Raw genomic sequence first — 11,996 nt, forward strand, 5'->3', positions numbered from 1 at the left:
ACCTCAGAGAGCACACAAACGAAACCGGGTTACCTGTCAGCGACTCGTCAGCGAACCGGCTCCTTGCTCACGACCTTGATCAGCTGGTAGCGCAAGGAAGGGGCATCGGCCGGCACATCGGCAAGTTGCTCCTTGCTCACTTCCAGTTGATAGCGAAAGCCCGGTTCAAAGGTGAAGCCTTCGATTTGCTGATAGAAGAGGCTCCAGTTCTCTCCCGGCTGACTGCGCACCTGCATGCACTTCATGGGGGCGACACCGACGCAGTCTGCCAACTTGTCCTGGATATAGAGGGTTTCGGTGGTCGGGGCGCTCTGGCAGGCGCTGAGCAGGAGGGCGGAGCTGAGGAGCAGGGGAGATTTCATGATGAATGTCCTTGGCGTAAAAGGGCGCGATTAAACCTGCAAAAGAAAAGGCGGTCAATGACCGCCTTTGTAACAAACCATGACAGATCGGGCTCAGCGCTGGTCGAGGGGCACGAACTCGCGCAGGGGCTGACCGGTGTAGAGCTGACGGGGACGGCCGATCTTCTGATCCGGGTCCGAGTGCATCTCGTTCCAGTGGGCAATCCAGCCGATGGTACGGGAGATGGCGAAGATCACGGTGAACATGGACATGGGGATACCGATGGCCTTCATGATGATGCCGGAGTAGAAGTCCACGTTCGGGTAGAGCTTCTTCTCGATGAAGTAGGGGTCGGACAGCGCGATGCGTTCCAGCTCCATGGCCACGTCCAGCAGCGGATCCTTGATCTGCAGCTCGGTCAGTACCTCGTGGCAGGTTTCGCGCATTACGGTGGCACGGGGGTCGTGGTTCTTGTAGACCCGGTGACCGAAGCCCATCAGACGGAACGGATCGTTCTTGTCCTTGGCGCGGCCGATGTACTCGGGAATGCGATCCACGGAGCCAATCTCTTCGAGCATCTTGAGGCAGGCTTCGTTGGCACCACCGTGGGCCGGGCCCCACAGGGAGGCGATCCCCGCGGCGATACAGGCAAACGGGTTGGCACCGGAAGAACCGGCCAGACGCACGGTGGAGGTGGAGGCGTTTTGCTCATGGTCCGCATGCAGGGTGAAGATGCGGTCCATGGCGCGCTCGATGATGGGGTTGACCTTGTACTCTTCGGTCGGCACGCCAAACATCATGTGCAGGAAGTTGCCTGCATAGGAGAGGGCGTTGCGCGGCTGCATGAAGGGCTGGCCGATGGAGTACTTGTAACACATGGCGGCCAGGGTCGGCATCTTGGAGAGCAGACGGAATGCACAGATCTCGCGATGCTCCTCGTTGTTGATGTCGAGGGCGTCATGATAGAAGGCGGACAGCGCGCTGACCACGCCGCACATGACGGCCATGGGGTGGGCGTCGCGGCGGAAGCCGCGGAAGAAGAAGGCGATCTGCTCGTGCACCATGGTGTGGCGGGTGACCAGACGTTCAAATTCCGCATATTGGGTCTTGGTGGGGGCCTCGCCGTACAGCAGGATGTAGCAGACTTCGAGGTAGCTGGCCTGGGTGGCCAACTGGGCGATGGGGTAACCGCGGTGCAGCAAGACACCCTGGTCGCCATCGATGTAGGTGATGGAAGATTTGCAAGAACCGGTGGCCATGAAGCCGGGGTCGAAGGTGAAATATCCTTGCGTGCCCAGCTTTCTGACATCGATCACATCGGGTCCAACGGTACCGGAGAGGATCGGCAGTTCAACCGGCTCTTTTCCGGGCAGATGTAGGGTGGCTATCTTATCAGCCATAGCACGTCTCCTTTGCTCTTTTATAATTTGGTTCCAGCCCTACTTTATTACGACTGTTATGACGCTGGCAAAGGTTCTTACCCGTACCACGGCGGCTGGAGCGCCTTATTTGAACCAGAGAACCATGTCTTTGTCAATTTTGCTGGATGATCATTAATGACTTGTTAAAGCTGTTGTGAGATCTGGTTTACGGTTTTGGATTTTCTGTGTAGCTATTTGATTGTCATTGGTTAAGGCCGCCGATATACTGCGCCACGTGGGTGATGGTCGTCGGTGTTTGAAACGCTTTCGCAAAGCCAGATGTGATATCGAAAATGTTATTTTTGGCTTTCCTGAGTTGTTTTGGTAACAAAAACCTAACAAATGCCACTCCTCGCCCTCAAAGCGTGTGAAAACAATAACTAACGTGCTCAATGGAGCTGAGTGGGCAAAGCCGTGAAAAACAAACAGAGACCTGTAAACCTCGACCTACAGACGATCAGCTTTCCTGTCACCGCCATCGCTTCCATCTTGCATCGTGTCTCAGGGGTCATCACCTTTGTGGCATTGGCCATCTTGCTGTGGATGCTTGGTACTTCACTCGCCTCTCCCGAAGGATTTGAATCGGTCGTTGCCATCATGGACAACTTCCTGGTCAAGTTCGTGCTGTGGGGGATCCTGACCGCGCTGGCTTACCACATCGTGGGCGGTCTGCGGCACCTGGTCATGGACATGGGCTATTGGGAAGAGCTGGAATCCGGTAATCAGAGTGCCCGTGTGGCCTTCGTGATCACCGCGGTTTTGGCGGTATTGGCGGGGGTACTGGTATGGTAACCAATTCTGCAACTTTCGGGCGCAGCGGTGTTCATGATTACATCCTGATCCGCGCCACCGCCCTCATCATGACGTGCTACGTCCTCTATCTGGTTGGCTTTGTCGCGTTCAACGACATCACCTACGAGGTGTGGACCGGCTTCTTCTCCAACACCTTCACCAAGGTCTTCACCCTGCTGACGCTCGTATGCGTCTTGATCCACGCCTGGATCGGTCTGTGGCAGGTGCTGACCGACTATATCAAGCCGGTCGGACTGCGCGGTGCGCTGCAGTTTGTGCTGGTGGTGGTGCTGTTTGTCTATGTGATGACTGGTTTCGTCGTGCTGTGGGGTGTGTAAGGTGACTATTCCAACTCGTGAATTTGATGCGGTCGTGATCGGTGCCGGTGGCGCCGGTATGCGCGCCGCGCTGCAGATTGCCCAGTCCGGCAAGAGCTGCGCCCTGTTATCCAAGGTTTTCCCGACCCGTTCCCACACGGTCTCCGCCCAGGGCGGGATCACGGTCGCCCTGGGCAATGCCCACGACGACAACTGGCAGTGGCACATGTATGACACCGTCAAGGGCTCCGATTACATCGGTGATCAGGAAGCCATCGAATACATGTGCAAGACCGGCCCCGAGGCCATCTATGAGCTGGAGAACATGGGCTTGCCTTTCTCCCGCTTTGACAACGGTACCGTCTACCAGCGTCCATTCGGCGGTCAGTCCAAGAACTTCGGCGGTGAGCAGGCTGCCCGCACTGCGGCGGCAGCCGACCGCACCGGTCACGCCCTGCTGCACACCCTGTATCAACAAAACGTCAAGAACAAGACCACCGTCTTCTCCGAGTGGTATGCCCTGGATCTGGTGAAGAACCAGGATGGTCATATCGTCGGCTGTACCGCCATCGACATGGAGAGCGGTGAAGTCGTCTACTTCAAGGCCAAGGCTACCGTGCTCGCCACCGGCGGCGCCGGTCGCATCTATCAGTCCACCACCAACGCCCACATCAACACCGGTGACGGCGTCGGCATGGCGCTGCGCGCCGGGGTCGGCGTGCAGGACATGGAGTTCTGGCAGTTCCACCCGACCGGCATCGCCGGGGCAGGGGTACTGGTGACCGAAGGTTGCCGCGGTGAAGGCGGCTACCTGCTGAACAAGGACGGCGAGCGCTTCATGGAGCGTTATGCGCCGAACGCCAAGGACTTGGCCGGTCGCGACGTGGTGGCCCGTTCCATCATGATCGAGATCCGCGAAGGCCGTGGCTGCGACGGTCCCTGGGGCCCGCACATCAAGCTCAAGCTGGATCACCTCGGCAAAGAGGTGCTGGAATCCCGTCTGCCGGGCATCTGCGAGCTTTCTCGCACCTTCGCCCACGTGGATCCGGTCAAAGAGCCTATCCCCATCATCCCGACCTGCCACTACATGATGGGCGGCGTGCCGACCAGCGTGAACGGCCAGTGCCTGACCCAGGACAAGGATGGCAACGACGTGCCGGTTGTCGGTCTGTTCGCGGTGGGCGAGATCGCCTGCGTCTCCGTGCACGGTGCCAACCGTCTGGGCGGCAACTCGCTGCTGGATCTGGTTGTGTTCGGTCGTGCTGCCGGCATGCACCTGGTGGAGACCCTGGGCTCGATGGAGCACGGCACGGAAGCCACCGACGCCGACATCGCCAAGGCGCTGGAGCGCTTCAACCGCTGGGAAAACAACCGTGACGGGGAAGACCCGGCCCAGATCCGCAAGGACCTGCAGCGCTGCATGCAGAACAACTTCTCCGTGTTCCGGGAAGGGGATGCCATGGCAGAAGGGCTGGCCGAGCTGAAACTCATCCGCGAGCGTCTCAAGAACGCCCGTCTGGACGACACCTCCAAGGAGTTCAATACCCAGCGCATCGAGTGCCTGGAGCTGGACAACCTGATGGAGACCGCCTATGCCACCGCGGTGGCGGCGAACTTCCGTACCGAGAGTCGTGGCGCCCACAGCCGCTTCGACTTCCCGGAGCGTGACGATGAGAGCTGGCTGTGCCACAGCCTCTATCATCCGGACACCGAGTCCATGACCCGTCGCGCTGTCAACATGTCACCCAAGACCCGTGAGGCGTTCCCGCCCAAGGTCCGGACTTACTGATTGCGGAGCCAAGCACAATGAACGTCACATTCTCTGTCTACAGATACAATCCGGACGTTGATAACGTCCCGTATATGAAGGATTATCGTCTTGATATTCCTGAAGGTTCCGACATGATGGTGCTCGACGCACTGATCCAGCTCAAGGAGCTTGATCCCACGCTCGCCTTCCGCCGCTCCTGCCGCGAAGGGGTATGTGGATCTGACGGTCTCAACATGAATGGCAAGAACGGTCTGGCCTGCATCACGCCGCTCTCCGATCTCTTGAAGAAGGGCAGCAAGGTCGTCATTCGACCCTTGCCCGGTCTGCCGGTGATCCGGGATCTGGTGATCGACATGACCCAGTTCTACACCCAGTGGGAGAAGGTCAAACCCTTCCTCATCAACGACGAAAAACTGCCGCCCGTGCGTGAGCACCTGCAATCCCCCGAAGAGCGCGCCAAGCTGGATGGCCTGTACGAGTGCATACTCTGTGCCTGCTGCTCCACCTCTTGCCCCTCCTTCTGGTGGAACCCGGACAAGTTCATCGGTCCGGCCGGCCTGCTCGCCGCCTATCGCTGGCTGGCGGACAGCCGCGACACTGCGGCCAGTGAGCGACTGGGCAACCTGGATGACGCCTTCAGCGTGTTCCGCTGCCACGGCATCATGAACTGCGTGAACGTCTGTCCCAAGGGCTTGAACCCGACCAAGGCCATCGGTCAGATCAAGTCGATGTTGCTCAACCGAGCCGTGTAGTATCGGGGCCAGGGCGCCTTGCGCCGGGCCCGACCTCTGGATAGCCATCCCGCCCCGGGATGGCTATGACCCTACAAGCTGCAGTGCAGCGAACAAGATGTACAAGGGATAGAAATGCATAACGGCGTGATGAAGGCCTGGTTGGAGTCATCTCACCTGGCTGGTGCGAATGCAAGCTACATTGAGGATTTGTACGAATCCTTCCTGGAAAACCCCGACTCCGTTGCCGACGAATGGCGCAGCCTGTTCCAGTCGCTGCCCCAGGTCAACGGACATGCAGTAGAACAACCCCACTCCCAGGTTCGCGACTATTTCCGCCGCCTGGCCAAGGACTCCTCCCGTTACAGCGCTCCCGTCTCCGATCCCCAGGTGGATGCCAAACAGGTTCGCGTACTGCAACTGATCAACGCCTTCCGCTTCCGCGGTCACCAGAACGCCAACCTGGACCCCCTGGGTCTGTGGCAGCGCGAGCCGGTCGCCGAGCTGGATCCGGCCTTCCACAACCTGCAAGGTGCAGACATGGAGGCCACCTTCAATGTGGGCTCCTACGCCATCGGTCGCGAGACCATGGTGCTCTCCGATCTGTATGCCTCGCTGAAGAAAACCTATTGCGGCAGCATCGGCGCCGACTACATGCACCTCACCTCCACCGAGGAGAAGCGCTGGCTGCAAGACAGGCTGGAATCCATCGAAGGGAAGGGCAACTATACCCTCGAAGAGAAGACCCGCTTCCTCGAGAGCCTGACCGCCGCCGAAGGGCTGGAAAAATACCTGGGTGCCAAGTTCCCGGGGGCCAAGCGTTTCTCCCTGGAAGGGGGCGATGCCATGGTGCCCATGCTCAAAGAGCTTATTCGCCGCGCCGGTGAGCAGGGTTGCAAGGAAGCCGTCATCGGTATGGCCCACCGCGGTCGCCTCAACGTGCTCATCAACGTACTGGGCAAGCGCGCTCAGGACCTGTTCGACGAGTTCGCCGGCAAGCACGGCGAATCCTGGGGCACAGGGGATGTGAAGTACCACATGGGCTTCTCCTCCGACTTCGCCACCCCGGGCGGCAACGTCCACCTGGCGCTCGCCTTCAACCCGTCGCACCTCGAGATCGTCAACCCCGTGGTCATCGGCTCCGTGCGTGCCCGTATGGACCGTCGCGGTGACAAGGACGGCTCCAGCGTCCTGCCCATCACCATCCACGGTGACTCCGCCATCGCGGGGCAGGGGGTCGTTGCCGAGACCTTCAACATGTCCCAGACCCGTGCCTATGGAGTGGGCGGCACGGTGCGCATCGTCATCAACAACCAGGTGGGCTTCACCACCTCCTATATCCGTGACCTGCGCTCCACCGAATATTGCACCGACATCGCCAAGGCGGTGCAGGCCCCTGTGCTGCACGTCAACGGGGATGACCCGGAAGCCGTGGTGCTGGTGACCCAGATTGCCCTGGATTACCGCAACACCTTCAAGCGCGACGTGGTGATCGAGCTGGTCTGCTACCGTCGTCACGGCCACAACGAGGCTGACGAGCCGAGCGCGACCCAGCCCCTGATGTACCAGAAGATCAAGCAGCACCCGACCCCGCGCAAGATCTACGCCGATCAGCTGATCGCCGAAGGAGCCATCGCGCCGGAGCTGGCCACCACGCTGGTCAACGACTATCGCGACACCCTGGATCGGGGCGAGCGGGTGAGCAAGGAGTGGCGCCCCATGGAGCTGCACTCCGTGGACTGGACGCCGTATCTGGGTCACGACTGGGCCATGGCCTATGACAGCACTGTGCCCATGGATCATCTGAAGGCCCTGGGTGAGCGCATCAGCCAGTACCCGGCGACCCATGTGCTGCAACGTCAGGTCGAGAAGATCTACGAAGACCGTCGCTTGATGGCCGCCGGTGAGAAGCTGGTGGACTGGGGCTTCGCCGAGACGCTGGCCTACGCCACCCTGGTGGACAAGGGATCCCGCATTCGCTTTACCGGGGAAGACTCCGGCCGCGGTACCTTCTTCCATCGCCACGCCGTGCTGCACAGTCAGACCGATGCCAGCACCTACACTCCGCTGTGCAACCTGCATGACGAGCAGGGCCCGTTCGAGGTGTACGACTCCGTGCTGACCGAGAACGCGGTCCTGGCGTTCGAGTATGGCTACGCCAGCGCGGAGCCGGCCGGTCTCACCATCTGGGAAGCCCAGTTCGGTGACTTCGCCAACTGCGCCCAGGTGGTGGTGGATCAGTTCCTCTCCTCCGGCGAGCAGAAGTGGGGCCGGATGTGTGGCCTGACCATGCTGCTGCCCCACGGTTACGAGGGTCAGGGCCCGGAGCACTCTTCCGCCCGTCTGGAGCGTTACCTGCAGATGTGCGCCCAGCACAACATGCAGGTGTGCGTGCCCTCCACCCCGGCGCAGGTGTTCCACATGCTGCGTCGCCAGGTAGTGCGCCCCATGCGCCGTCCGCTCATCGTGATGACGCCCAAATCCCTGCTGCGCCACCCGCTGGCGGTGAGCAAGCTCGAAGAGCTGGCAGAGGGCACCTTCCAGAACGCCATCGGCGAAATCGATGCGCTGGATCCCAAAGGCGTCAAGCGCGTGGTCTTCTGCTCCGGCAAGGTCTACTACGACCTGCTCGATGCCCGTCGCAAGGCGGAGCAGCAGGACGTGGCCCTGGTACGGATCGAGCAGCTCTACCCCTTCCCGGAAGAGGAAGTGCGCGCCATCCTGGCCGATTACAGCCATGTCACCGACTTCGTCTGGTGTCAGGAGGAGCCGCAGAACCAGGGCGCCTGGTACAGCACCCGTCATCACTACGACAGCGTGCTGCCAAGCCATGCCCGTCTGCGTTATGCCGGCCGCCCGGCCTCGGCCTCACCGGCTGTCGGTTACATGTCCGTCCACGCCAAGCAGCAAAAAGCCCTGGTGGAAGACGCCCTTACCCTGGAATAACGAGTTGTGGATGAGAGGGCCCGTGTCGGGACCCTCTCTGACCTGGAACAAGCCTGCTGGCCAAGAAGTAACAAGGAACTGATTACATGACTATCGAGATCAAGGTACCGGACCTGCCGGAATCAGTGGCGGATGCCACCATCGCGACCTGGCACAAGAAACCGGGTGATCTGGTTGCCCGTGACGAAGTGCTGGTTGACATCGAAACCGATAAAGTCGTGCTGGAAGTGCCCGCGCCGGAAGCCGGCGTACTGGGCGACATCCTGCAGAGCGAAGGGGCCACCGTGCTCTCCCGCCAGCTGATCGCCATGCTCAAGCCGGCCCCCGTTGCCGGTGAAGCGACCAGCGAGAAGCCGGTGGAAGCCGTGGCCGATGACGCTGCCGATGGCCTGAGCCCTTCCGTGCGCCGCATGGTGGCCGAGCACGACATCGACGTCGCCAAGCTGACCGGCACCGGCAAGGGTGGTCGTGTCACCAAGGAAGACGTGGAAGCCTTCATCAAGAATCTGGGCAAGGCTCCGGTGGCTGCGCCGACTGCTGCCGCTCCTATGGCTGCCGCACCGGTCGCGCCGCTGGCCGGTCGCACCGAGAAGCGTGTGCCCATGACCCGTCTGCGCAAGCGCATCGCCGAGCGTCTGCTGGAGGCCAAGAACACCACCGCCATGCTGACCACTTTCAACGAGATCAACATGGCGCCCATCATGAAGCTGCGCAAGCAGTACGGCGAGATCTTCGAGAAGAAGCACGGCATCAAGCTCGGCTTCATGTCCTTCTATGTGAAGGCCGTGGTCGAATCCCTCAAGCGCTACCCGGAAGTGAACGCCGCGCTGGATGGTGACGACATCGTCTACCACAACTACTTCGACGTCAGCATCGCTGTCTCCACCCCCCGTGGTCTGGTGACCCCGGTGCTGCGTGACTGCGACAACATGAGCCTGGCGGACATCGAGAAGGCCATCAAGGATCTGGCGGGCAAGGGCCGTGACGGCAAGCTGACCGTGGATGAACTGACTGGTGGCAACTTCACCATCACCAACGGTGGCGTGTTCGGCTCCCTGATGTCCACCCCCATCATCAACCCGCCCCAGAGCGCCATTCTGGGCATGCACAAGATCCAGGACCGCCCCATGGCCGTCGACGGCAAGGTCGAGATCCTGCCGATGATGTACCTGGCGCTCTCCTACGATCACCGCATCATCGACGGCCGCGAGTCCGTGGGCTTCCTGGTCTCCATCAAGGAGCTCCTGGAAGACCCGACCCGTCTGCTGCTGGATGTCTGAGCAAGCGTGACTGAAAGATAACGAGGGGCCGCCCAGGCCCCCATTCACAGGGGATTGAGAAACACGAGCCCCGGACGGAAATACCTACAACACGGATAGAGCATCTATGAATCTGCATGAATATCAGGCAAAACAGCTGTTTGCCGAGTATGGCCTGCCGGTCTCCGAAGGTTATGCCTGTGCCACCCCGCAGGAAGCGGCCGAAGCGGCCGACAAGATTGGCGGCAACACCTGGGTCGTCAAATGCCAGGTCCACGCCGGTGGCCGCGGTAAAGCGGGCGGCGTCAAGCTGGCCAAGAGCAAGGACGAGATCCGCGCCTTTGCCCAGAACTGGCTCGGCAAGAACCTGGTGACCTATCAGACTGACGCCAATGGTCAGCCGGTTACCAAGATCCTGGTGGAGTCCTGCACCGACATTGCCAAGGAACTGTACCTGGGCGCCGTGGTCGACCGTGGCTCTCGCCGCGTGGTCTTCATGGCTTCCACCGAAGGTGGTGTGGAGATTGAGAAAGTCGCCCACGAAACCCCGGAACTCATTCACAAGGCGGCCATCGATCCCCTGGTAGGCCCGCAGCCTTATCAGGCCCGCGAGCTGGCCTTCAAGCTGGGTCTGGTCGGCGATCAGATCAAGCAGTTCACCAAGATCTTCATGGGCCTGGGCCAGATGTTCCTGGACTGCGATTTCGCCCTGCTGGAGATCAACCCCCTGGTCATCACCGACAAGGGCAACCTGCACTGCCTGGACGGCAAGATCAACATCGACGCCAACGCCCTGTACCGTCAGCCCAAGCTGCGCGAGATGCACGACCCGTCCCAGGATGACCCCCGCGAAGCGCACGCCGCCCAGTGGGAGCTGAACTATGTGGCGCTCGATGGCAACATCGGCTGCATGGTCAACGGCGCGGGCCTGGCCATGGGCACCATGGACATCGTCAACCTGCATGGCGGTTCCCCGGCCAACTTCCTGGACGTCGGCGGCGGCGCCACCAAGGAGCGCGTGACCGAGGCCTTCAAGATCATCCTCTCCGACAGCAAGGTACAAGCCGTGCTGGTCAACATCTTTGGCGGCATCGTGCGCTGCGACATGATCGCGGAAGGCATCATCGGCGCCGTCAAGGAAGTGGGGGTGAAAGTGCCCGTGGTGGTGCGTCTGGAAGGCAACAACGCCGAACTGGGTGCCCGTAAACTGGCCGACAGCGGCCTCAATATCATCGCCGCAACGAGTCTGACTGACGCAGCTCAACAAGTGGTAAAAGCAGCGGAGGCCAAATAATGAGCGTTCTGATCAACAAAGACACCAAGGTGATCTGCCAGGGCTTTACCGGCGGTCAGGGTACCTTCCACTCCGAACAGGCGATTGCCTACGGTACCCAGATGGTCGGCGGCGTCTCCCCCGGCAAGGGTGGCACCACTCACCTCGGCCTGCCGGTGTTCAACACCGTCCGTGACGCCGTGGAAGCCACCGGCGCCACCGCCTCCGTCATCTATGTGCCGGCGCCGTTCTGCAAGGACGCCATCCTGGAAGCCATCGATGCCGGTATCAAGCTCATCGTCACCATCACCGAAGGCATCCCGACCCTGGACATGCTGGACGTCAAGGTGAAGCTGCAGGAAACCGGCGTGCGCATGATCGGCCCCAACTGCCCGGGTGTCATCACCCCGGGTGAGTGCAAGATCGGCATCATGCCCGGCCACATCCACAAGCCGGGCAAGGTGGGCATCGTCTCCCGCTCCGGCACCCTGACCTATGAAGCGGTCAAGCAGACCACGGATGAGGGCTTCGGCCAGTCCACCTGCGTCGGTATCGGTGGCGACCCCATCCCGGGCTCCAACTTCATCGACATTCTGGAGATGTTCCAGAATGACCCGCAGACCGAAGCCATCGTGATGATCGGCGAGATCGGCGGCAACGCCGAAGAGGACGCGGCTGCCTACATCAAGGCCCACGTCACCAAGCCGGTGGTCTCCTACATCGCGGGCGTCACCGCCCCGGCTGGCAAGCGCATGGGTCATGCGGGCGCCATCATCGCCGGTGGCAAAGGCACCGCGGCCGAGAAATTTGCCGCCCTGGAAGATGCCGGCGTGAAAACCGTGCGCTCCCTGGCCGATATCGGCAAGGCCCTGCGTGAAGTAACCGGCTGGTAAGTTAGCCTGTTATCTCAGATAGCAAAATGCCGCCCTAGGGCGGCATTTTATATGGAGGTTAGTGATAGCGGGATCGCCAAGAAGTAGTTTTATTTACACGGCGTCAGAGTGTTCCTTGCTTTAGGGAAGGTGCGAATAAGCGGGGAAATTCTTCTCGGCTGACTCAGTCATTTCATTTTTTCAGTTTGAGCCGATCTTTTCTCCCGTAAATGCCTTGAATCAGCCTATTTAGACCGTTTCTTCGCCATTTA

At 60.6% G+C, this 11,996-nt stretch carries 10 protein-coding genes; 8 read left to right on the forward strand and 2 right to left on the reverse strand.

The genetic code is table 11. The annotated features are described in order from the left end of the window. Positions 1 to 47 precede the first annotated feature (47 nt). Both C3418_RS13995 and C3418_RS14000 read right to left on the reverse strand, forming a co-directional pair. Positions 48 to 362, reverse strand: a complete 315-nt coding sequence (locus C3418_RS13995) for a DUF4377 domain-containing protein (protein ID WP_042863768.1) — start codon at positions 360 to 362, stop codon at positions 48 to 50. A 93-nt stretch (positions 363 to 455) separates the two neighbouring features. Then, positions 456 to 1,742, reverse strand: a complete 1,287-nt coding sequence (locus C3418_RS14000; protein WP_103858741.1) for a citrate synthase — start codon at positions 1,740 to 1,742, stop codon at positions 456 to 458. A gap of 423 nt (positions 1,743 to 2,165) precedes the next feature. Between C3418_RS14000 and sdhC the strand changes: the two genes are divergently transcribed. The 8 genes from sdhC to sucD all read left to right on the forward strand — a co-directional run bounded on the left by sdhC (position 2,166) and on the right by sucD (position 11,745). Beyond that, positions 2,166 to 2,555 carry a succinate dehydrogenase cytochrome b556 subunit gene (sdhC, locus tag C3418_RS14005; protein ID WP_029314418.1) on the forward strand — a complete coding sequence of 130 codons (390 nt, stop codon included), beginning with the start codon at positions 2,166 to 2,168 and terminating at the stop codon, positions 2,553 to 2,555. Further along, positions 2,549 to 2,893, forward strand: a complete 345-nt coding sequence (sdhD, locus tag C3418_RS14010; RefSeq protein ID WP_010674495.1) for a succinate dehydrogenase, hydrophobic membrane anchor protein — start codon at positions 2,549 to 2,551, stop codon at positions 2,891 to 2,893. Before sdhC ends, sdhD begins: the two co-directional genes overlap by 7 nt. Before the next feature lies 1 nt (position 2,894). Further along, on the forward strand, positions 2,895 to 4,661 hold the full coding sequence (gene sdhA / locus C3418_RS14015; protein ID WP_103858742.1) for a succinate dehydrogenase flavoprotein subunit: 1,767 nt from the start codon (positions 2,895 to 2,897) through the stop codon (positions 4,659 to 4,661). A gap of 17 nt (positions 4,662 to 4,678) precedes the next feature. Then, positions 4,679 to 5,395, forward strand: a complete 717-nt coding sequence (locus tag C3418_RS14020; protein WP_010674497.1) for a succinate dehydrogenase iron-sulfur subunit — start codon at positions 4,679 to 4,681, stop codon at positions 5,393 to 5,395. 114 nt (positions 5,396 to 5,509) lie between these two features. Continuing rightward, complete coding sequence (gene sucA, locus C3418_RS14025) at positions 5,510 to 8,320, forward strand: 2-oxoglutarate dehydrogenase E1 component (RefSeq protein WP_010674498.1); 2,811 nt, start codon at positions 5,510 to 5,512, stop codon at positions 8,318 to 8,320. Positions 8,321 to 8,406: 86 nt separating this feature from the next. Continuing rightward, positions 8,407 to 9,600 (forward strand): 2-oxoglutarate dehydrogenase complex dihydrolipoyllysine-residue succinyltransferase, encoded by a 1,194-nt coding sequence (gene odhB, locus C3418_RS14030; RefSeq protein ID WP_103858743.1) that lies wholly within the window; start codon positions 8,407 to 8,409, stop codon positions 9,598 to 9,600. A 106-nt stretch (positions 9,601 to 9,706) separates the two neighbouring features. Continuing rightward, positions 9,707 to 10,873 carry an ADP-forming succinate--CoA ligase subunit beta gene (sucC, locus tag C3418_RS14035; RefSeq protein WP_005300220.1) on the forward strand — a complete coding sequence of 389 codons (1,167 nt, stop codon included), beginning with the start codon at positions 9,707 to 9,709 and terminating at the stop codon, positions 10,871 to 10,873. Continuing rightward, complete coding sequence (sucD, locus tag C3418_RS14040) at positions 10,873 to 11,745, forward strand: succinate--CoA ligase subunit alpha (RefSeq protein ID WP_005300222.1); 873 nt, start codon at positions 10,873 to 10,875, stop codon at positions 11,743 to 11,745. The genes sucC and sucD overlap by 1 nt, the downstream gene beginning before the upstream one ends. The last annotated feature ends 251 nt before the right edge of the window (positions 11,746 to 11,996 follow it).

Source organism: Aeromonas sp. ASNIH8, assembly GCF_002919855.1.
In the GTDB taxonomy this organism is placed as follows: Bacteria; Pseudomonadota; Gammaproteobacteria; order Enterobacterales; family Aeromonadaceae; genus Aeromonas; species Aeromonas caviae.